The sequence below is a fragment of the Hydrogenovibrio sp. genome (genome assembly GCF_965140365.1).
Classification (GTDB): domain Bacteria; phylum Pseudomonadota; class Gammaproteobacteria; order Thiomicrospirales; family Thiomicrospiraceae; genus Hydrogenovibrio.
Window position 1 is genome coordinate 2500296 of sequence record NZ_OZ223196.1, and the last position, 21531, is coordinate 2521826.

Consider the following 21531-nt stretch of genomic DNA (forward strand, 5'->3'; position numbering starts at 1 on the left):
CTATGGCTCCATGCGATAACGCCGCCAATCTCCATTGGCGAAATTCAATTGGATGGTTTTCACCTGGGCTTTTTGATGATGCCAAATGCCGGACACGATGACGTCGTGCGTGGTGAGAACCACATTGGCTTTCGGCTGATAAGTAAGCTGCCAACCGCCTTGCGGCATAGCTTGATAGCGCACCTCATACAAGTCTTCCAAGGCTTGCGGCCGACCGGATAACAAGGCTTGCAACGGATTCAAAAAAGCTTGTATATCCGGCACCTGTGCCAAAGGCACCTGCCAGTGTTTGTCGGGAAAATCGACTTTGGCTGAATCCCCGATCATCGACAAGGTGCCTTGAATCGGCTGATGGTACACCAATGAAAAATGCTGTGGATTTTGATAGTGAAAGGTGCCTTGATAATCGCTGGTGACATCCAGCAAGGTATCGTGTCGAGCTTCGACAAAATCCTGCGTTTTCGGGGTTTTGGCCCAGGCCTGGTAGATTTTGGCCTTTTCCGCTTGACTCGCTTGGCCCGCTTGAGCCGCCGTATCGGCGAACGCATGACTGGCGAACAACAACCCAATCGTCATCATCGAGATAACCCATTTAAATCCGCTCAAACCATTCATTTTGAAACGCCCTCGTCGTCCAACCAATAGTGGTAAAAATTAAACCAATTGTACGGTGATTGACGACATTGCCGCGCCACCTCATCCATGTATGCCTGCGCCATTTCCTGCAAGCTGGCACCCGGTTCGAACGTCAGGGCGTCGCTGTAAACATGGTAGCGGTTGCCGCCTTCAAAGCGGCCAAAGAAAACCGTCACCGGAATATCAAAACGTTTTGCCAGTTTGAAACCGGCAATCGGAATCAACATTTCATCGTCGAAAAAACGCACCTTGACCGTGGCTTCCTGCCCGACCGGACGGTCTTTCAGAATCGCCACCGATTGATCCGATTCGATGGTGTCGTGGATGTCAAAAATGGTTTGCAGACCATTGTACGGAATCACCATGGTTTCCAGTTCGGGATTCAACTCATTGAGAAGTTTGACAATGGTTTCGTTCTGGTCGACCTTTAAAACCACCTTGATTTTGATGTCGTATAAATCCGACGACAAGGCGCGAATGGCATCCAGACTGCCGAAGTGCGCCCCGAAATACAGTTGCGCCGGGTGCGTTTCCATCGACGCACGCCAGCTATCCAGGTTTCGGTACGTCAACTCAAAGTTTTCAATACGACCGGTGAGAAAATACACTCGGTCCAAAATGGTCGTCGCGAACCACAAAAAATGCTTGTAAACGTCTCCAAACCGAGCCGGACGCCCCAACACCTGACCAAGATAATGGCGTGAAGCGGCTTTTTGTTTACCGGAAATCGGCATATAAAATAAAATAATCGGATGCAGCAGGGGTTTCACCAGCCAGCGCGGAAACAACAAGGCTAACCGACGAATCAGTTTTAGCCAGAAGCCGGAAGTACGCTCTTTTTGCTGTGTCCATTCGGTCAGTTTATGTGACGTCATACGGCCTCGCCCCTTGCTTGATTCAGCGCCTTATCCGTTGGCCCGCGTTTGTGCAACACCAACTGGCCGCTCGCGGCCGGAATCGCGTTTTCCGACTCGCCGCTCAATATCAGTTTAAACCGCGCTTTCGGCATTTCAATGTTGGCTTCATCCGTCCATTCAATGTGCAAATCGACCGGTTGCTCCGGGCGTACCAAGTGAGTGAATTTAGCCTGAGGAACCTTAACGATATCGTACTGAGGATAACGCTCAATAAGCGTGTTTTCCACAACTTCCAGTAACACGACGCCCGGCACCACCGGATTGCCCGGGAAATGCCCCGGCAAACTGGGGTGTTCGGCGGGAATAACAAACGTTTTTGAAATCGGTTCAAACACGGGCATTTTGGGTTTGGTTTCCTGTTTGCATTGTGGCTCGCTTGGCCAAATCGTTCAACTGTTGAAACTGTATTTTACCTAACTCATTGCGCGGAATCTGCTCCACAAAATGAATCGGTCTGGGCAAAAATACCGCGTCCATATCTTGCGCTAACGCGTGCTTGATTTCCTGTGCGCTCAATTCGGACACCACAAAAGCCTGCAACCGCTCTCCGCCTGGAGGCTGCCAAAACAGGCCATCGGCCACGCCGTCAATGGCTTGCAACTTTTGATTCAGGTCGGCTAATGAACTGCGTTTACCCGCCACTTTCACCACATCGGAACGACGCCCTAGCAACCGGAACCGATTTGGCTGGTTTGGAATCAATTCAAACTGGTCGTGCAATGAATAGGTCTCCGACAAGGGCGCAATGTTCACCTCACATACCGACAAAGATTCTTCACACAACAGGTAATTGCCACCGTACAGCGTCCAAGCGTTACCGGCCAATGTTTCACGTGAAGCAATCGATGCGGTTTCCGTGCTGCCAAAAACCTCAAACACCCGAGCATTCAGGGTGTCACTGACTTGGCGGGCCAAATTGTCCTCCAGCGGCGCGGTGGCGGATAAAACCCGCAATGACCGTTGCGGCCAGTCCACATCAAACGCCATGAGCTTCTTCAGATGCAACGGCGTCGAAGTCAATAACACGGGCCCACTTTGAGCCACCAGAACATCACGAATGTCTTCGGCAAAAATCGGTCGTCCGGTCCAAATCGCCTGATTGGAAAACAACGGCCAAAAAATGGTGGTTTCCAAGCCGAACATATGCTGACTCGGCACCGTCGCCACCACGCAACCGGGTTGGTCCAGTTCGAATCGGGCAATCGCCTGCTGTGCGAGCCTCGCCATTTGCCACCAGGTTTTTACCACCCGTTTCGGCTGGCCGGTGGAGCCGGACGTGTACAACCAAATATCACTGACCAAGACCGTGTGCCACACCGCCTGCAAACTCGATTCTTCCACCGCTTCTGCGGCCAAACACCGTTCAACGGATTGCAACACTTCCGGAGCCTGGTGTTCACTGAGCACAAGAACGGGCTGTGCTTCCGTTTCCTCAAGAGACGCTTTCAGTTCCGATAAGGTGTTGGTCGCGGTATTCGGCGGGAGAACGGTTTTACCGCCCCGCATGGCGACCGCCAGTAGCATCACCAGAAACAGATCACGACGGGCATAAAGATTGAGGACGACGGGCGCGTCCGGCAAGGTTTCACTGAAACGGTAAGCGGCGGAAAACAGTTGATGACGGGACCGGTTTCCATCCCCCGAAAGCATAAAAGGGTCGCTTGACAGCAACCCTTTTAACGGTAATTCCACCGAGTGGCCGGCCACGAATCAGGCCTGTTTGTTGGCTTGAACGAATTCGGACAAAGCTGCAATGGAAGCAAACACATCCCCGACGTTCTGATCACCGGATTTGATTTTAATGCCGTAACGCTTATTCAGTTCTAGTGAAATCTCCAGCGCATCAATGGAATCCAAACCCAGGCCGTCATTGAAAATGGGCTCATTCGGGTCGATTTCGTCCAAAGTCACGTCTTCCAGATTAACGGCTTCAATAATCATTTCTGCAATTTCGGTTTGCTCAGGTGTCATGTTTTTTTCCAAATTTTTCGGTTTTTAAGCTGAATTTAACGAAATTCAAAAGTAGCGCAAATTATATCAGCCTTCTTTTTTTAATGGTTATAAAACCCCGAAAAACATGAAAAAACTTACTCTCCAAGTGACATTTGTTCGATTTTACGACGGTCACGTTTGGTTGGCCGGCCTTTGCCTCTTTCACGATATCCGGCCAACGCCATTTGCGGCGGTGGCGTTTTTTGGTTCAGTATTTCGTGATCAAGACGATACAAGGTTTCCGCGACTTGTGCCGCCCCACGTTTATCCGACACCAGTAACACCGTCACCTCCACCTTACGATGCGGTTGGGTGATTTTCAAAACATCACCTTCGGTCACGGTTTTACTGGGCTTGGGCTTGCTGCCGTTCAATTCGATTTTACCGCCTTTGACGGCGTCCAGCGCTACGCCACGCGTTTTAAAAAACCGCGCGGCCCACAACCACTTATCGACCCGAACTTTTTCCACCGTTAGGTTCCTTCCGTGTTCAACCAATCTCGCGGCGCCAGGTATTCATACAGTTTGGCTTCTTCCGTGCCCGGCTCTGGGTGGTAATCGTATTTCCAAGTCGCCAACGGCGGCATCGACATCAAAATCGACTCCGTGCGCCCGCCAGTCTGCAAGCCGAAAATGGTGCCACGGTCGAAGGCCAGGTTGAATTCGGCATAACGACCACGACGGTATAACTGAAAATCACGTTGACGGTCACCGTACGCCACCGATTTACGGCGTGCCACAATCGGACGATAGGCCTCGATGTAATGGTTACCGACCGATTGCATAAAACGGAAACAGGTGTCGAAATCCCAACCGAAGGTGCTTTCATTCAAATCGTCATAGAACAAACCACCGACACCGCGGGTTTCGTTACGGTGCTTCAGGAAGAAGTACTCGTCGCACCAATCCTTATACTTGCCATAAATGTCGTCGCCGAACGGATCACACGCCGCTTTGGACTGTAAATGCCAATGCAGTACGTCATCGTCAAACGGGTAATAGGGTGTTAAATCAAAGCCACCGCCAAACCACCAAACCGGTGCTTCACCTTCTTTTTCCGCCACAAACAAACGTACATTGGCATGGGATGTCGGCACATACGGATTGCGCGGATGGATGACCAGCGACACCCCCAAAGCCTGAAAAGAGCGCCCCGCTAATTCCGGACGATGCGCGGTGGCGGAAGCCGGCAAGGTTTTGCCCCGTACATGCGAAAAATTCACACCGCCTTTTTCGATGACATCGCCGCCTTCCAGCACCCGGCTGATACCGCCCCCCGTCAACCCCATTTCTCCCTGATCGGGTTCTCTTTCCCATTGATCGACAATGAAGTCCTTGGAACCGTCTTCCGCCGCCAGCTGTCGACAAATATCGGCTTGCAGGTCGAGCAGATAGTTCTTAACGACTTCAATATTCACTTGGTTGGGTTGTGTGTCTGACATAAACATCCTTCGATTCGTTGGGAGCAGTTAGGACGTTATTTTATAGAAAAAAACCGCCTATTTCTTTAAAATATCCCGTTCCTCGGATTGGAAAAAAGCACATGAAAACACGACTGAAAACACAATACTTTTGGGCGCAAGCCTTACTGTTACTGTCGTTGATAACGCTGGTAAGTTGTAGTACACCGACCACCAAACAAGGCGCTGTCGGCATTGAACGCCAGCAAATGTTATTGGTTTCCGAAACGGAAATGGAAAAAGGCGCGGATCAAGCCTACCGAGAAGTGCTGGCGGAAGCCAAAAAAAACCATACACTCAACACCGACCCTAAAGAATTGAAGCGTTTGCGAACCATTGCAAGCCGCTTGATTCCACAAACCAAAATCTACCGTGAAGATGCGCCCGACTGGCAATGGGAAGTCAATTTACTGAAATCCGATCAGCTCAACGCCTGGTGTATGCCCGGCGGGAAAATCGCGTTTTACACCGGCATCATTGACCAATTGCAACTCACCGACGATGAAATCGCCGCCATTATGGGGCACGAGATGGCCCATGCCTTGCGCGAACACAGCCGGGAACGCGCCTCTCAACAAATGGTTAGTCAAGCCGGCCTGACGGCTTTAAGTATCCTTACAGGCATCCAAGGCCCGGCATTGGATGCCAGCAATCTGGTGATGCAAACGACCTTCTTGCTACCCAACAGCCGAACCCATGAAACCGAAGCCGACCGCATGGGCGTAGAGTTGGCGGCCCGGGCCGGATACGACCCTTATGCGGCCGTTTCCGTTTGGGAAAAAATGGAAAAACGCTCAAAGGATGCGCCACCGGAATTCCTCAGCACGCACCCGTCCAATGCCACCCGCGTGGACGACTTGAAAAAATACGCCGCCATGGTCGAACCGCTGTATCAGCAGGCCAAACAACACCCACCCAAACCGGCGAAACTCGTTTCGCAACCCAAACCTTAACCGCACAGGCCCAAATCAACGCAACCGTTCACCGCTTTGCGCATCCCAGATTTCGGACGGTGCTTTGCCGCCACTGACTTTGCCAGCCAACACCGGCACCGTTGGAAAAGCGGCCAAACAAGCCGCTTCGCTCCGAATAGGTGCTTCGCCCGTCAGATTTGCACTGGTAGAGACCAACGGGCCTTCCAGTTGATCGCATAATGTCTGTACGCCAGGGTGGTGGGTGACCCGAACGGCCACCGTATCGCGTCCACCGGTTATCCAACTCGGCACCGTCGTTTTGGCGGGTAAAACCCAGGTCACAGCACCTTCTTCCTGCCAGCTTTGCAGTACCTCATTTGTCCAAGGGCGCTCATACAATTCCGTCAACTCGGCCACCTGTGCCACTCGTGAAGCAATCAGAATCACGCCTTTTTCCAGAGGCCGTCCTTTTAAAGCCAATAATTGCTGAAACGCACTTTCATTGAACGGATCGCAGCCCAAGCCATACACCGCTTCGGTCGGGTAAGCCAGCACCCCGCCGTTGCGAACCCATTCGGCCGCTTCCATCGCGTTCACCCGGTTTTCCGCCATGCCATCACCTGTTGTTATCGAATCCAAGCATTTTAGCAAAGCCACCGGCTAAAAACACGGTCACCCCCGAAAACCCCCAGGTCTGGCGAAAACCCGCGCGCCAAAAGCTGGACAAAGCATGAATACCATTCCCGAAACCGGGGTTTTGTGTTAACGTTATGTAACACACCAATGGAAAAAACCATTTAAAGTCGGTAGGCGCTTGGAGGAAAGGCTGTGACAACAATGAAAAAACGCATGTTACTGGGTATCGTCGTTTTAGTTATCTTATCAGTCACCGGCTGGTATTTCCTGCAAAAGCCCGCTGCAAAATCGCCTGATCAGCTCACCCTGTACGGCAATGTCGATTTGCGCCAGGTCAACCTGGCCTTTCAGGTCAGCGGGCAGATCGAACGCATGCAAGTGACCGAAGGCACACACGTGACACCCGGCCAAGAACTGGCGTGTGTTGACCAAACACGTTATAAAGCCAAGCTGGAACTGGCCCAAGCCAATGTCGCAGCCTTACAAGCCCATCTTGACAAGCTCGTGGCGGGCAACCGCCCTCAAGAAATCGCTCAGGCCAAAAACACCTACCTCGCCACGCAAAGTGAGGCCAAACAGGCTTACAAAACCTATCAACGCTTGAAGTCACTGTTACCCAAAAAACTCGCGTCACAAGAGGACGTCGACAATGCCGAAGCCAAGGCCCAGGCCTTACGTCATCAAGAAAAAGCCACTTATGAAGCTTGGCAAGTCGCCATTCTCGGTGCCCGAGACGAAGACATCGCCCAAGTGCGAGCCCAAATCGCGCAAGCCCAAGCGGAAGTCAAACTGGCCCAAAAAAACCTCACCGACACCCGATTACTCTCCCCCATTGACGGCATTGTTCGCGATCGAGTACAGGAACCCGGTGACCTGGCGCAACCACAACAGACCGTCATGACGCTGGCGCTCAACAGTCCGAAATGGATTCGTGCCTACGTTTCCGAAACCGCGCTCGGGCAACTCAAGCTCGGACAACCGGCCCAAGTGCGAACCGACAGTTATCCCGACAAATCCTATTCCGGCTGGATCGGTTACATCTCACCAACGGCGGAATTCACTCCGAAGACCGTACAAACCGAAGAGTTGCGCACTCAGTTGGTCTATCAGGTTCGCGTTTTCACCTGCGATCCCGACAGTGAACTGCGGCTCGGCATGCCGGCCACCGTTTCCCTGAACGTGAAAACGCCACCGCTGAACAACCCACAGTGCAACGCCCAGACGGATAACCAAGCGGACAACTAAACGCTATGCTGACGGATTCGGCCGCCCCCTTATCGATTGAAAACGTCAGCAAGGCGTTCGTACTGCCGAATCGCCGTGTGCAAGCACTGGACGAGGTCTCCTTCCAGATTGAACCCGGCCAGGTCACCGGCCTAATCGGCGCGGATGCCGCCGGGAAAACCACTCTGATGCGCTTGATTGCCGGGCTGCTGACATTGGATGCCGGACGCATCAATGTTCTCGGCCACGACGTCGCCGAATCCCCGCTCGCCATTCAGTCGGCCATCGGTTACATGCCGCAGCAATTCGGGCTTTATCAAGACCTCACCGTACTGGAAAACCTCCAACTCTACGCCGATTTACAAAGTTTACCGGCCAACCAACGTGACGCCCGATTTGAGCAACTTCTGAATATGAGTGGCATGGCCCCTTTCCGTTCCCGCCTGGCCGGTAAACTTTCCGGCGGCATGAAACAGAAATTGGGCCTGGCCTGCACCCTGTTAAAGTCGCCCGACTTATTGTTATTGGACGAACCCACGGTCGGCGTTGACCCGGTTTCACGCCGCGAACTTTGGCAAATTGTTTATCAAGCGGTGGAAGAAAACGGCATGAGTGTTTTGCTCAGCACCGCTTATCTCGACGAAGCCGAACGTTGCCATGACATCAAATTACTGCACGAAGGTCGTTTGCTGTCGGAAGGGCGGCCGGAAAGTTTCACTGAACCGCTTAAAAACCGAACCTTTCTGGTCGCCAGCGAGGCTTCTTACCCGAAACGTCAATTGAAAAAACAACTCAGTCGCCAAGCGGGTATCCGCGACGCCTTAATTTTTGGAGAGACGATTCGAATCCTCACCGCCGAACCGCAATCCAAACCGGATACACTGCTCGATTCCCTGGATTGTCCCGACGCCAACCTACGCATCGAACCGGTCGAACCGCGCTTTGAAGATGCATTTGTTGACCAACTCAGCCAACAAGACGATGCCATGGTCGCCGAACCGGCACAGCCAATGGAAACATCCAACCCCCCTGCCGAAAACGAAAACCGTGACACCCCCGCCATTGATGTCGAAGAACTGGTGTGTCGCTTCGGCGATTTCGTCGCGGTCGACCACCTGTCTTTCCGAGTGGAGCGCGGCGAAATATTTGGCCTGCTGGGGGCGAACGGCGCGGGCAAAACCACCACCTTCCGCATGCTGTGCGGACTGTTACCCGCCACCGAAGGCCATTTGCACGTGGCCGGACTCAACCTGCGCAAAGCGCGAGCCCAAGCTCGGGCACGGCTGGGTTATATGTCACAGAAATTTTCACTTTACGGTGTCATGACCGTAGCGCAAAACCTCAATTTTTACAGCAAAGTCTATGGACTGACCGGACAACGCCGCCAAGAACGCATCGACTGGGCCATCGAAATGTTCGAACTGACGCCCTATTTGCACCAAAGAAGTCACGAGTTACCGCTTGGGTTCAAACAACGCTTGGCGATGGCCTGCGCCTTGATGCACGAACCGGACATTTTGTTTTTGGATGAACCGACGTCCGGTGTCGATCCGATGGGACGACGCGACTTTTGGAATAAAATCAATGCGCTGGCGGAACAAGGGGTGACCATTATGGTCACCACCCATTTTATGGAAGAAGCCGAATATTGTGACCGGATGGCGATTATGGCCAGCGGTCAAATTCTCGCCATCGGTTCGCCGGCCGACATCAAACAAGGGGCCGGCCAAACCGATATGGAAGAGGCTTTTATTCATATTATCGAACAGCAAAAAAACAAACCCGATACCCCGCCGAAACAGGAGGCCACCGGATGAGCAATCCAACCTCTCAAGGCGCTCGTTGGATGCGTATCCGCGGTTTGATCCGTAAAGAGTTCCTGCAAATCATCCGTGATCCAAGCAGCATCAGCATCGCTTTTATTCTGCCGATTATCCTGTTGTTGATTTTCGGTTACGGTGTCAACCTCGACGCCAAACACATCAAGCTCGGCGTCGTGCAACAGCAGCCCTCAGCGGAATCACAAAGTTTCGTCAGCCGCTTCCATCGCTCGGAATATTTCGACACCCGCAATTACCTGACCGTGACCGACGGCCAAAATGCCATGCAAGGCGGCGACATCCAAGCCCTGTTGATTCTCAAAAGCAATTTCGCCCGTGATTTCCACCAAAGCGATTCCGCCCCCGTACAATTGCTGGTCAATGGCGTGGACTCCAATACCGCCAACCTCATCAATGGTTATGTGCAAGGCACTTGGGCGGAATGGCTGATTGCCTACGGCGATACGCAAGGCATTGAATTCCGCCAACCGGTGGAACAGCTCACCCGTATCTGGTTCAACAGCGAAGTGAACAGCCGCTACTTTCTGGTACCGGGTTTGATTGCCATCATCATGACACTGATCGGCGCCCTTCTGACGTCACTGGTCATCGCTCGTGAATGGGAACGCGGCACCATGGAAGCGCTGTTGGTCACGCCCGTGTCGATTCAGGAACTCTTATTCAGCAAAGTGGTTCCCTATTTCGTACTCGGTATGGGCGGTATGCTGCTCAGTCTGGTGATGGCGCTGTTTCTGTTCGAGGTGCCGTTACGCGGTTCTTTAGGGTTATTGCTGCTCAGTTCGGCGGTGTTTCTATGGGTGGCATTGTCGATGGGTATCTTGATTTCCACCGTTGGTAAAACCCAATTCGTCGCCGGACAAATCGCCATTCTCGTCACCTTTTTACCCGCCTTTCTGCTGTCCGGCTTTATTTTCGACATTGGCAGTACACCGTTGTTCATCCAATGGGTCACGCACATTGTGCCGGCGCGCTACTTCGTCGCCCTGCTGCAAACCGAATTTCTGGCCGGGGACATTTTGTGGGTGATTCTGCCCAACCTCGCCGCTTTGGTTTTGATGGGGTTGATTTTAACGCTGATTGTTTTGAAAAAATCCTATAAGAGGTTGGACTGATGGCTTGGTTATCCTGGGCTCGTATCTGGGCCCTGACCCTAAAAGAATTCAGTGTGCTGTTTCAGGACAAACGTACCCGTTTCGTGGTGATCGGACCGCCGCTGATTCAGCTATTCATCTTCGGTTACGCCGCCACCTTCGATTTGAAACAGGCCCCGGTCGCCATCTTCAACCAGGATCAGGGCATGGTCTCGCAGGAAATCATCGGCCATCTGGCCGGTTCCGACACCTTTGAAATCGTCGCCCACCTCCACAGTAATCGCGAAGTGCCGGAGATAATCGACCGTAAAGAGGCCATGATCGTGGTCAGTTTTCCGAGTGACTTTTCCTCACGCCTGATGCGTACCGGCAGCACTCAAATGCAGGTGATTGTCGATGGGCGTAACTCCAACACCGCCTTGTTGGCCCAAAACGACGTCGCTCAGGTGGTGGAAGCCTTCAATCAAGATTGGGCCCAACACCATCATTTGGCCGATCCGCCAATCTCCTTGGTGCCCCGCAACTGGTTCAACGAGAACCTGGAAAGCAATTGGTTTTTCGTGCCCGGGATCGTGGCGCTGATCGTGCTGGTGGTATCCTTACTGGTCACCGCCTTGTCGGTGGCACGCGAACGTGAAGAAGGCACCTTTGACCAACTGCTCGTCACCCCGGCCTTGCCGGTGGAAATCCTCATCGGCAAATCCCTGCCCGGTTTGCTCATCGGTTTGTTTGAAAGCAATATCATCATTCTATTGGCGATGTTCTGGTTCGATGTCCCTTTCCGCGGTGATTACCTGCTGTTGCAGTTCGCCCTGTTCTTCTTCATTCTGTCGGCCATCGGCATCGGGTTGATGATCTCCTCGCTCTCCACCACCCAGCAACAAGCTTTGCTCGGTGCCTTTATGTTTATGGTACCGGCGGTCATTCTTTCCGGATTTGCCACCCCGATTGAAAATATGCCGGACGTAATCCAATGGCTGACGTATCTCGACCCGATGCGTTACTTTCTCGTCGTGGTACGGGGTGTTTTCTTACAGAATATGTCTTTCGACAGTCTTTGGCCGCAAATCTGGCCGATGATCATCATCGCGCTAATCACACTGTCGATGGCCGCCTGGTTGTTTAGACATCGCACCGATTAATGTGGTAAATTGCTTTTAACTCGATTGCACTCGGTACACATCCACACCCGATACAAAAAAACACGTCGGCTGTGTTCAGGCACGATCACGCTAAAATAACCAGGCCTGACGAAAATTGAACCCAACGGAAACCGTGATGGAGGAGTCACTTTATGCCGCAGATAGCATCGAAACACCCTTTCTGGTATGGCTTGGCGTTATTGGCCTTAGCCGTTTTCATTGGTTTCATGGTCTGGCAACCGAATCAACCGGCCCAATCCTCACCGCCCGCTGCGACTGACAAAGCCACCGCCGATAACAGCGCGGTGATTTTGATTTACCACCATTTCGGCAAAGACTCTGTCCCCAGCACTAATATCCGTTTGGCTCAATTCGACCAACAACTCGATTATCTGGCGGAAAACGATTTCCATGTCTGGTCACTGTCGCAACTGGTCAAGGCGTTTAAAAACCAAACGCCGATTCCCGACAAAACCGTGGTGTTTACCGTGGACGACGCCTGGATCAGCGTCTATAAAGAAGCCATTCCCCGTTTCAAAGCCCGCGGCTGGCCGATGACGGTGTTCGTCAATACCGACGCCATCGATCAAGGGTATGCCTCCAGCATGACTTGGGAGCAAATGCGCGAAGTGCAGGGCGACGGCATCGAATTCGCCAACCATTCCCGCTCCCACGATCCGTTGATTCGCCACTCCGACGAATCCCACCAGGCCTGGCGAAAACGGGTTCGCGAGGAAATCACCGGCGCACAACAACGACTGCAAGCTGAACTGAGGGCCGATACCAACCAGACCAAATTGCTGTCTTATCCTTACGGTGAATTTTCCGAAGAACTGGCCAACTTAGTTCAAGAAATGGGGTTTGTCGGCATCGCGCAAAATTCCGGTGCCGTGAATCGTCATTCCGATTTACGCGCCTTGATGCGCTTTCCGATGAGCGAAGCCTTCGCTGACATGGAAGTCTTTAAACAAAAGGTTCATGCCGTAGCCATGCCGATAAAAAAGGTCGTTCCTTTCGACCCGGTCCTCCGCGAAAACCCGCCGCATTTGAAATTGTTTTTTGCTGAAGCACCCGGTCGCAATATTCAATGTTTCAACCCGCAGGGCGAGCGCTTACAGCAACAATGGTTAAACGACACCACCCTGGAAATCTGGAATGAAAATCCGATTCCGCCTCCACGCAGCCGCTATGCCTGCACCCAATTAACCGGAGACGGTCGTTGGCGTTGGTTCAGCCACAGCTGGGTCCTACCCAAGCCGACCCCAAGCCATCAACAGGAAAATTAACCTAACTATTTCAAAAAGTTACCCTAATTTTACGTAGATAAGATAAAATGAACTGTTAATCATTTTAAGAACCCGAAACCTCCGATAACCTTATGACGCGAAAAAAATTTTTCAATGCGGACAACCTCCTGATTGCCATCGCTCTGGTATCGGTAATCGCACTGGTATTTACATTGGTTTCGGTATCGAAAAAAATGACCACGGAAACGCTTGATGAAGCCGCCCATGTGGTCAATACCCAGTATCAAAAATTGGACAACCTCCTCAATCTACAACTCTACGGCCAGAAGCGTAATATCAACCTCAGCTTAATGCTGTTGCTGGACGATGCCTTTGCCAAAGATGCCGCCAGGATGGCGTTTTATCAAGACGGCTCGAACTTTATTAAATATCGGGATCAATTGGCGAAAATCATCGACAACACCGAAAATGATTGGTATCAAAATTTAAAGTCACTCGCGAATCAAGCCGAACCCTTGCAAAACGAAGTGGCTCAATTGGCGCTGTCTGGACACGTTGAACAAGGCAAAAAACTGTTAGCCAATCAAGGCATGCAACAGCTGGACGCTTTCGGACAAAACATCGAAGATTTCTCACAATTTCAAGCAAAGCAAACCCAAAAGCTCATCTCACAATCGCGTCGTAACATCGACCAAACCATGCAGAAGATTGTACTGGTGGCAACCTTACTGGTTCTGGTCAGTTTTTTCTTCGCTTATCTATTGGCCCGCCGATTCCATCTCGTCAACCTGCGCCTGAAAGCCGCAAACGACACCCTGGAAAAGGAAGTGGAAAACCGTACCCAGCGCCTGACCCAAACGCAATCCGACCTACTGGAAAAAAACCGGATATTGGAACACTTATCCACCACGGATGCTTTGACCCAACTGCATAATCGACTCAAGATCGAGCGCATTCTGGAAACCTTACAGACCCGTTATGAAGAAGAGCAATATCGATATACCATCCTGTTTATCGACATCGACTTTTTCAAAAGCATCAACGACTCTTACGGCCATCACACCGGCGATTTAGTGCTTAAAGACATGGCACACTGCCTGACCAACACCTTTAGCGAGAAAAGTCACATCGGCCGATGGGGTGGCGAAGAGTTCATCGTCATTCTGGAAGAAATAGATGCCCACCAAGCGGTTTTACTGGCGGAAGAATGCCGTCAAAAAATCGAAACACATGATTTTCCGGTCAAGCAACCTCTGACCGTCAGCATCGGTTTGGCCACCATTGAACACGGTGAAACCACCTCCGAAGTCATCCACCTGGCCGACACCGCCCTGTACGATTCCAAGCACGCCGGGCGTAACCGGGTGACCATTTACGCCAAAGAGACTTAAGGTGTTTTGCCCAAAACCGCCAGGCCTGGTGATTTTCGCTAGGGTGCTTCACAATGCCCGAACTTGACACTCTGCTCCCCTTCACCGGGTTAATGATGCTGCTCGCGCTATCGCCGGGGCCGGACAACCTGTTTGTGCTCATGCAATCGGCCGTTCACAGCAAAACGGCCGGCGTTTGGGTGACTCTAGGGCTTTGCACCGGCTTGATCGGCCACACTTTAGCCGTCGCACTTGGGCTGGCACTGGTACTCAAAACCTCGCCCTGGTTGTTTACCAGCCTCCAGGCCATCGGGGCCGCTTACCTGCTTTACCTGGCCTGGCAGAGCTACCGGGCGGCCAACTGCCATGTCAGCCAGCAGCTACCCAAACTCCGTGCGGGGCAACTCTATCGCCGCGGAGTTTTGATGAACATCACCAACCCGAAAGTCACCCTTTTCTTTTTGGCTTTCCTGCCGCAATTCGTCTCTCACGACACCGACGACGTCACGTTGCAAATACTGGTGCTCGGTGCCATCGCCATTCTCGCCACTTTGTTTATATTCGGCAGTATTGCGCTGTTTGCCGGCACCCTGAAAATCCTCAATCAATCCGATTTGGCGCAACGGCGCTTGCACCTCATTACCGCCGGAATACTGGCTCTACTAGGTTTGAAGCTGTTTTTTGATCTGACGCAATCATATTCTTAAGCGCTTTTTTACGTAATTCCTGTAAAATGAAATTGTCTTTCTTTGACCGATTACCATTCGAGGGGTGCGCTATGACACCGATTCAATCTTTTGGGGCCGCCGAAACCGTTACTGGCTCCTGTCATTATTTACAACTGAAACAAGGCCCGCAAATACTTGTGGATTGCGGAATGTTTCAAGGGCGTTCCGCCAAACAGGCGAATAACGATTTCGGATTCAACCCAGCCGACATCGACCTGCTGCTGCTCACTCATGCGCACCTCGACCACGTCGGACGCATCCCCAAACTGGTCAATGAAGGTTTCAGCGGCCGCATCGTCTGCCTACGCGCCACCTATGACCTCATGCAAGTCATCTTAATGGACAGCGCAAAAATCATGCGTGAAGACTATAAAACCGACCTGAAAAAAGCCCAGCGTCGCGGCGAGGAAGACAAGGTGCACCCGCCGCTCTACACTATGGACGATGTCCAGGCGGTGTTCGACTTAAGCGTTCAATACGCCGAATACGACCAACCGGCGAAATTAACCCAAGGCGTCTCCGCCACCTTCCGCAATGCCGGTCACATTCTTGGCTCCGCCAGCATTCAAATCGACTTTCAGGAAGATGATCAACCGAAAACCGTGGTGTTTTCCGGCGACTTGGGCAATCAGAAAGACATTGCCATGCCGCCGCCGGCTTACGTTGAACAAGCCGATGCACTCTACATCGAATCCACCTATGGCGACCGCAATCACCGTCCGCTGGAAGGCAGCGTTTCCGAATTCAAGCAGGCCATCGTCAACACCTTGATGAACCAAGGCAATGTGTTGATTCCGTCATTTGCCATTGAACGCTCGCAGGAAATCCTGTTATTACTGAAACAAATGTATTACGACAATGAATTGCCCACCTGCAAAGTCTATCTCGACTCGCCAATGGCCATTCGCGCGACCGAAATATACAACCAATATCACACCGATCTGAATGAAGCCGCCGAAGCCCTTCATGCGAAAGGCGATTCGGTCTTCGATTTCCCTTATTTGGAATATTCGATTAAAGGCAGCGATTCCATGCGCATCAATGACGAAGAAAGCGGTTGTATTATCATCGCCGGCAGTGGCATGTGCACCGGTGGACGCATTTTGCATCACTTCAAACACCGTTTGTGGAACTCGCGCAACGCCGTGCTGTTTGTCGGCTATCAAGCCGTCGGCACCTTGGGGCGTTTGCTGGTGGACGGTGCCGAGGAGATTCGCATTTACCGGGAAAAAATCAAAGTCCGCGCGAAAATCCATATGATCAACGGCTTTTCCGCCCACGCCGATCAGGATGAATTGTTAGATTGGATGGCGCATTTCCGCCAGCTGGATAAAATCTTTTTGATTCACGGCGAACGCGACAAACAGGAAATTTTCAAAGCGGCCATCGAAGAAAAATTCCACCACCGCAAACCGGTGCACATCGTGGAATACGCCGAAGAAGTCTGGATTTAGGATTTGAATTGAATCTCAACTCAATACAGGAACCCAATATAGGAAATCAATATGCAAAAACTCACCTTTAAATCGATTCTATCCTGGGCTTTGATCGCCTTTTCCGTTCTTTTCATTTTGCAAAATCTGGTCACGGTGGAAGTCAAATTCCTGATCTGGAGTCTGAGTGTGCCCAGAGCCGTGCTGGTGGCCGTAATGATCGGCATCGGGTTTGTCATCGGGTTGATTTTTGCCCAACATCGCCACACCACAACTCAACCATAACCCTATCAGACAAGGAACCCGCATGGCCGAATTCACCCCCGAAATGCTCGAACACCATCTGACCAAAGAACACTTCAGTCATCGCATGGGTTGGTTACGAGCCGCCGTACTCGGTGCCAATGACGGTATTATCTCCGTCGTCAGTTTACTGGTGGGCGTCATTGCCTCCGGCGTGGATAGAGAACATATTTTGCTGGTGGCGGTGGCGGCTTTGGTGGCCGGTGCTTTATCCATGGCCGCGGGGGAATACGTTTCAGTGAGTTCGCAAGCCGACACCGAAAAGGCCGATTTGGAAAAAGAGCGCATCATGCTCGAAGAAAACTGGGAAGTCGAGCACGCCGAACTGGCGTTAATTTACCGCCAACGTGGCGTCAGTGAAGCCACCGCCATACAAGTCGCTAACGAATTAATGGAACACGATGCGCTGGCTGCCCACGCCAAAGACGAACTCGGACTGTCGGAAGTTCATAGCGCCCGGCCGATGCAAGCCGCATTCGCTTCAGCGGCTTCGTTTGTGTCCGGTGCCGCCATTCCGGTGTTATTGGTGGCCTTACTGCCCATGGAAAACCTCGGCGTGATTGTGGCCGCCACTTCATTAGCGTTATTAGCCCTGCTCGGTGCCATCGCCGCCAAAACCGGCGGTGCGCCTATGTTGAAAGGTGCCCTGCGTATGGCTTCCTGGGGCTTTTTGGCGATGGCACTCACCACCTATGTCGGCCTGATGTTTAATATCCACTAATCCCATAAACCCCCAGGCCTGGGGGTTTTTAACCTTTAAAGACCGTTTCACGACACCATGACACAACACGCTAAATCCCGGCTTGATAAAGCTTACGACCTCATTAATAACGAAGAAGACGCCCGGGTTTGCAAAGACATCCCCGATTCAGCCTGTCACCATCAACCGAAAAATTTTTTCGCTTATCTCATCGCCAACTTCCTCGGTAAAATCGCCGATGAGCTCGCCAGCGCCAAACTGACCTTACCTTGGTTGCTGGGCACGTTAGGCACCCCGGCGGTGTTCACCGGTTTTCTGGTGCCGATTCGCGAAGCCAGTGTACTGTTACCGCAATTGTTTGTGGCCGCCGCCGTGCGCCATCTGCCGGTGCGAAAAGGCGTCTGGTTACTGGGGGCGGCCTTATCGGCCGTGGCGCTAGCAGTCATGGCGTTAACCGCCGGTTCGGTCAGCGGTGTTGCGGCCGGGTGGGCGGTTATTCTGTCATTGGTGGTCTTCAGCTTGGCACGCGGTCTCTGCTCCGTTTCCGCCAAAGACGTGTTGGGCAAAACCATTTCCAAAGGACGGCGCGGCAATCTGATGGGCATCAGCTCGGGAATCGCCGGGGTCGCCACCTTAGGCATCGGGGTGTATATCGAGTTTTTCACCCGAAACCCATCATCGGATTTGCTGGCCGGTTTGTTGTGGATAGGCGCGATTCTCTGGGTTATCGCTTTTGTGGTGTTTGCGCAGATTGAAGAGCATCCCGGTGCCACGGAAGGCGGCGGGAACGCCTTCGCCACCGCCTTTAAAAGCTTTGCTTTGTTGAAAACCGACCGGCCTTTCCGCCAATACGTCATCGGTCGGGCCTTATTGCTGAGTACGGCGCTCGCACCACCGTTTTATGTATTGCTCGCTCAGCAGTACAGTGAAAACGACCTCAGCGGCCTGGGGATGTTGATTATTGCCAGCGGCATCGCCGGTGCCATCAGCGCGCCGGTATGGGGAAAACTGGGTGACCGCTCCAGCCGATTGGTGATGCTATTAGCGTCACTGTCGGCGGGTCTATTGGGTATAGTGCTGTTCGCTTTGGTGGAAAGCGACAATCACTGGCTGTCGAACCCGTTGGTGCATGCCGGTTTTTTCCTGCTGTTGACGGTGTTTCACAGCGGTGTGCGTTTAGGGCGAAAGGTGTACCTGGTGGACTTGGCCAATGCTGACAATCGCGCCACTTATGTCGCCTTGAGCAACACGCTGATCGGCCTGGCAATGCTGGCGGGCGGGGCCATCGGTTTGTTGGCCGACATCCTATCGATTCAAGTGGTGATTTTGGTCTTGAGTATCGTCGCCGTGCTGGCAGCCTTTTGGATAGCCCGTTTACCGGAAGTCAGCGATTAACACAGGCTTATCCTTTACATACTGAACACGTAAAAACACTTAAGAAATATTGAACATAGTGTGACTCATGCTCATTTAAAGTATTTTTTATAGCCAGATTAACTTAATCTATATCAAGTTTTGGTTATTTTTTACTTTAAGGAGTCACCGTTATGTCTTCGCTTCATTTGCAAAAATGGCACCCGCGCCACTGGCTGCTGCCTTTAACCCTTGGCGGCTTAGCGATTATGACCATGTTCATTCTCAAAACCTATGTTCCGCACCCGGGTGCCATGTTGCCCGATTACGCACAACTTTACAGTTACGCTCAAACGCAGGGCTTCATCGGCTATTTACTGCTAATGGATTGGACGCTTTTCTGGAGCTTGTTCATCGCCACCAGTCTGTTGATTCCGTTATTTTTGTTTAAATCGGTACAATTTTTACGGGCTGGTGCACACCGATTGTCAGACAAAAACGTCATGGAAACCGCCGGCTGGTTTGGATTGCCCTTATCTCTGGCGATGTATATGAATGTCGGTGCTTTCGGTGCGGTGATGTTTTTCGGACTGAATACCAAGCAGGATGACATTCTCTGGCCGTTTTGGCTGGGCTTGGATTTGGTGATTGCACTGATGGCATTTGGGCAATACGTTTGGTATCGTCAGATTCGTCGGTCGGCCGATAACCCTGAACAATATTCGATGGTGGTGCCGTTTGCCATCGGTTTTATGGGCTTAAACCTGGCCGGGCCGGGGGCTTTTACCGAAAATGCCACCGTCGCTACCCTTTCCATGGGCGCGTCTTTAACCTTTTTAGCACTGTCCGTTTACAGCTTTTTCAGCAAATTACCGGCTTTGAAGCACGCTTTTCAACACCTTTGGATGCGCCCGCAAGATGAACAAACCCGTACACGCGTCTGGGGTCACCAAATCAACCTGGCCACCGCCATTACGGCCGTCAATGTTTGGCAAATCATCCTGCTTCGAAATTACCTGAACTACGGCCATAATTTCGGTGAATTTTCCATTGCTTTCAAAAACAGCCTGACTTGGGGAATGGGAATTATCCTGCCATTGGTCGCTATCACTTTATTAGCCTTATGGCGCTCCGGATTCTTCAATCACCTTTTGACGGCGTCTAAAAACTATCTGTTTTCGCTGGGGCAAATTTGTATGTTGGTTTCCAGTTATGTGATGACGGCGATGTTTACCGGCACGGCCGCTAAAGCCGGCATTATTGCGAAGTACGGTCTGGTATGGAATGTCGCCTGGGTGCTGGAGTTGTTCTTGGCGACTTTGACGTTGCTAGGCGTTGGACTGCTGTTATACCGAATGGTCTTGCGTAATAATATTCAGTCTTGGCAAACGGAAGAAGTTTCTCGAGTATTGAAATCCTAATCGCAACCCAGGCCCAGCTTTTAGCCAGGCCTGGCGGAAACGTCTCTTTCGTTCACAAACGCTTGACGTTGCGCCACAAAATCGGCCAACGCCAAGCGCAAGTCTTCAAACTGGGAGGGTTCCCCTTCCAGCTCACACAACACCGCATGAATGGCTTCCAACGTCGATAAACTCTGCGCATTGGGTGCTTTTCGAATGGCGTAAGAAGACGACCAGTCACCGCTCAACTGCAAACGCGGTAACGCCTGCAATGCCGGGTTGGTCTGCAACAGTTTATAGGCCTTACGCCAGGTGCCATCCAATAGCAGCACTTGCATTGACGCCACAGAGATATCCGACAAATCTGCCGCAAACACCTTGTTGACCGTTATGTCCACTTCATCGCCCGCTCCATTATTTTCCTGAACGGGAAACAACAAATAGGTCGGTTTCGCCTGCAACCAGGTTTGAAAATCTGGCAAAGCCTCAACCGATTCACCCACCCAAATCCGACAATCCTGTAAACATAAGTTCGCCAACCGGGCCGTACCTTTGGCCTGATGCTGTTCGGTGGGATGCTGTAAAATACCCAGACCCAAGCGGTGTGAAACTGGACGAACGCAGTCGCAAATGCAACTGCGCGACGGTAAGCCACAACGTGAACAATAGGTTCTTTTTTCGGATGGTATGGTCAATGTCTTCTCTTCACTGTGTTAAAGCCGATGCGATACATCAAGCGCGCCTGAAGCATTTTCACAAACAACATCGCCTCAGCCAACCCTTACAGAGGGATCATGTCTGGCTGGCGGAGCTTGACGGTCGCCTCATCGGTGTTGCGCGCCTGGTTCCGGCGGCCGAAACAACGGAATGTGACCCGGCCTGGTGGTTACGTGGCCTGTTCATCCACCCCGAGCAACGCCGGCATGGTTATGGTCATCGTTTGATTCAGGCGCTTCAAACCAACACCGGCGGTACGCTTTACGCTTTTGCCTTGCCCAATCTCGACGCATTTTACCATCGGTTGGGTTTTCAACCCATTATGGCCGCTCAACTGCCGGTGTCACTCCAAACCCGATTGGCGAACTACCAACAAAGCAAATCCGCATTGCAGGCTTATCAATACCGCCGTTGAATCAGAATGGGAA

The 21531-nt window shown here is 52.0% G+C and carries 23 protein-coding genes; 14 read left to right on the forward strand and 9 right to left on the reverse strand.

The window, feature by feature from the left end; all coding sequences use genetic code 11:
• The 7 genes from AC0KH7_RS11815 to hemF all read right to left on the reverse strand — a co-directional run bounded on the left by AC0KH7_RS11815 (nucleotide 1) and on the right by hemF (nucleotide 4986).
• The gene (locus AC0KH7_RS11815) at nucleotides 1–615 is read right to left on the reverse strand and encodes a LolA-related protein (protein WP_472373658.1); all 615 of its coding nucleotides are present in this window, start codon (nucleotides 613–615) and stop codon (nucleotides 1–3) included.
• Nucleotides 612–1511: an LpxL/LpxP family acyltransferase gene (locus tag AC0KH7_RS11820; RefSeq protein ID WP_472373660.1), complete on the reverse strand. Its 900-nt coding sequence runs from the start codon at nucleotides 1509–1511 to the stop codon at nucleotides 612–614. The genes AC0KH7_RS11815 and AC0KH7_RS11820 overlap by 4 nt, the downstream gene beginning before the upstream one ends.
• Entirely contained in the window at nucleotides 1508–1894 is a 387-nt protein-coding gene (locus AC0KH7_RS11825) for an ApeI family dehydratase (RefSeq protein ID WP_472373661.1), read from the reverse strand. The genes AC0KH7_RS11820 and AC0KH7_RS11825 overlap by 4 nt, the downstream gene beginning before the upstream one ends.
• Nucleotides 1881–3203 carry an AMP-binding protein gene (locus AC0KH7_RS11830; RefSeq protein WP_472373662.1) on the reverse strand — a complete coding sequence of 441 codons (1323 nt, stop codon included), beginning with the start codon at nucleotides 3201–3203 and terminating at the stop codon, nucleotides 1881–1883. The genes AC0KH7_RS11825 and AC0KH7_RS11830 overlap by 14 nt, the downstream gene beginning before the upstream one ends.
• A 60-nt stretch (nucleotides 3204–3263) precedes the next feature.
• Nucleotides 3264–3524 carry a phosphopantetheine-binding protein gene (locus AC0KH7_RS11835; protein WP_472373663.1) on the reverse strand — a complete coding sequence of 87 codons (261 nt, stop codon included), beginning with the start codon at nucleotides 3522–3524 and terminating at the stop codon, nucleotides 3264–3266.
• Nucleotides 3525–3640: 116 nt separating this feature from the next.
• Nucleotides 3641–4015 carry an RNA-binding S4 domain-containing protein gene (locus AC0KH7_RS11840; protein ID WP_472373664.1) on the reverse strand — a complete coding sequence of 125 codons (375 nt, stop codon included), beginning with the start codon at nucleotides 4013–4015 and terminating at the stop codon, nucleotides 3641–3643.
• 2 nt (nucleotides 4016–4017) lie between these two features.
• Nucleotides 4018–4986, reverse strand: a complete 969-nt coding sequence (hemF, locus tag AC0KH7_RS11845) for an oxygen-dependent coproporphyrinogen oxidase (RefSeq protein ID WP_472373665.1) — start codon at nucleotides 4984–4986, stop codon at nucleotides 4018–4020.
• Between the two features lie 101 nt (nucleotides 4987–5087).
• Between hemF and AC0KH7_RS11850 the strand changes: the two genes are divergently transcribed.
• Nucleotides 5088–5957: a M48 family metallopeptidase gene (locus AC0KH7_RS11850; RefSeq protein ID WP_472373666.1), complete on the forward strand. Its 870-nt coding sequence runs from the start codon at nucleotides 5088–5090 to the stop codon at nucleotides 5955–5957.
• A gap of 15 nt (nucleotides 5958–5972) precedes the next feature.
• On the opposite strand, the gene tsaC is transcribed toward AC0KH7_RS11850, so the two are convergent.
• The gene (tsaC, locus tag AC0KH7_RS11855) at nucleotides 5973–6530 is read right to left on the reverse strand and encodes an L-threonylcarbamoyladenylate synthase type 1 TsaC (protein WP_472373667.1); all 558 of its coding nucleotides are present in this window, start codon (nucleotides 6528–6530) and stop codon (nucleotides 5973–5975) included.
• A gap of 225 nt (nucleotides 6531–6755) precedes the next feature.
• Here tsaC and AC0KH7_RS11860 point away from each other — a divergent pair, with 225 nt between their 5' ends.
• The 12 genes from AC0KH7_RS11860 to AC0KH7_RS11915 all read left to right on the forward strand — a co-directional run bounded on the left by AC0KH7_RS11860 (nucleotide 6756) and on the right by AC0KH7_RS11915 (nucleotide 20407).
• Complete coding sequence (locus tag AC0KH7_RS11860) at nucleotides 6756–7799, forward strand: HlyD family efflux transporter periplasmic adaptor subunit (RefSeq protein ID WP_029939255.1); 1044 nt, start codon at nucleotides 6756–6758, stop codon at nucleotides 7797–7799.
• Nucleotides 7800–7804: 5 nt separating this feature from the next.
• Nucleotides 7805–9595 (forward strand): ATP-binding cassette domain-containing protein, encoded by a 1791-nt coding sequence (locus AC0KH7_RS11865; RefSeq protein WP_472373668.1) that lies wholly within the window; start codon nucleotides 7805–7807, stop codon nucleotides 9593–9595.
• Entirely contained in the window at nucleotides 9592–10731 is a 1140-nt protein-coding gene (locus AC0KH7_RS11870; RefSeq protein WP_472356517.1) for an ABC transporter permease, read from the forward strand. Before AC0KH7_RS11865 ends, AC0KH7_RS11870 begins: the two co-directional genes overlap by 4 nt.
• A complete protein-coding gene (locus AC0KH7_RS11875) occupies nucleotides 10731–11852 on the forward strand; it encodes an ABC transporter permease (protein ID WP_472373669.1) in 1122 nt (373 codons plus the stop codon). Before AC0KH7_RS11870 ends, AC0KH7_RS11875 begins: the two co-directional genes overlap by 1 nt.
• A 152-nt stretch (nucleotides 11853–12004) precedes the next feature.
• Nucleotides 12005–13138 carry a polysaccharide deacetylase family protein gene (locus AC0KH7_RS11880; protein WP_472373671.1) on the forward strand — a complete coding sequence of 378 codons (1134 nt, stop codon included), beginning with the start codon at nucleotides 12005–12007 and terminating at the stop codon, nucleotides 13136–13138.
• 92 nt (nucleotides 13139–13230) lie between these two features.
• Nucleotides 13231–14490, forward strand: a complete 1260-nt coding sequence (locus AC0KH7_RS11885) for a diguanylate cyclase (RefSeq protein ID WP_472373673.1) — start codon at nucleotides 13231–13233, stop codon at nucleotides 14488–14490.
• A gap of 53 nt (nucleotides 14491–14543) precedes the next feature.
• Nucleotides 14544–15176, forward strand: coding sequence for a LysE family translocator (locus AC0KH7_RS11890; protein ID WP_472373675.1), 633 nt, complete (start codon nucleotides 14544–14546; stop codon nucleotides 15174–15176).
• 71 nt (nucleotides 15177–15247) lie between these two features.
• The gene (locus tag AC0KH7_RS11895; protein ID WP_472373676.1) at nucleotides 15248–16651 is read left to right on the forward strand and encodes an MBL fold metallo-hydrolase RNA specificity domain-containing protein; all 1404 of its coding nucleotides are present in this window, start codon (nucleotides 15248–15250) and stop codon (nucleotides 16649–16651) included.
• A gap of 51 nt (nucleotides 16652–16702) precedes the next feature.
• The gene (locus AC0KH7_RS11900) at nucleotides 16703–16915 is read left to right on the forward strand and encodes a LapA family protein (RefSeq protein WP_472373677.1); all 213 of its coding nucleotides are present in this window, start codon (nucleotides 16703–16705) and stop codon (nucleotides 16913–16915) included.
• 22 nt (nucleotides 16916–16937) lie between these two features.
• Nucleotides 16938–17654, forward strand: coding sequence for a VIT1/CCC1 transporter family protein (locus AC0KH7_RS11905; protein ID WP_472373679.1), 717 nt, complete (start codon nucleotides 16938–16940; stop codon nucleotides 17652–17654).
• A 57-nt stretch (nucleotides 17655–17711) separates the two neighbouring features.
• Nucleotides 17712–19028, forward strand: a complete 1317-nt coding sequence (locus AC0KH7_RS11910; RefSeq protein WP_472373681.1) for an MFS transporter — start codon at nucleotides 17712–17714, stop codon at nucleotides 19026–19028.
• A 152-nt stretch (nucleotides 19029–19180) separates the two neighbouring features.
• Entirely contained in the window at nucleotides 19181–20407 is a 1227-nt protein-coding gene (locus AC0KH7_RS11915; RefSeq protein WP_472373682.1) for a TsoY family (seleno)protein, read from the forward strand.
• A gap of 20 nt (nucleotides 20408–20427) precedes the next feature.
• Here the strand turns inward: AC0KH7_RS11915 and AC0KH7_RS11920 are convergent, their stop codons facing one another.
• Nucleotides 20428–21081 carry a tRNA-uridine aminocarboxypropyltransferase gene (locus tag AC0KH7_RS11920; RefSeq protein WP_472373683.1) on the reverse strand — a complete coding sequence of 218 codons (654 nt, stop codon included), beginning with the start codon at nucleotides 21079–21081 and terminating at the stop codon, nucleotides 20428–20430.
• Between AC0KH7_RS11920 and AC0KH7_RS11925 the strand changes: the two genes are divergently transcribed.
• On the forward strand, nucleotides 21081–21518 hold the full coding sequence (locus tag AC0KH7_RS11925; RefSeq protein WP_472373684.1) for a GNAT family N-acetyltransferase: 438 nt from the start codon (nucleotides 21081–21083) through the stop codon (nucleotides 21516–21518). The two genes, AC0KH7_RS11920 and AC0KH7_RS11925, sit on opposite strands and share 1 nt — an antisense overlap.
• Nucleotides 21519–21531 lie beyond the last annotated feature (13 nt).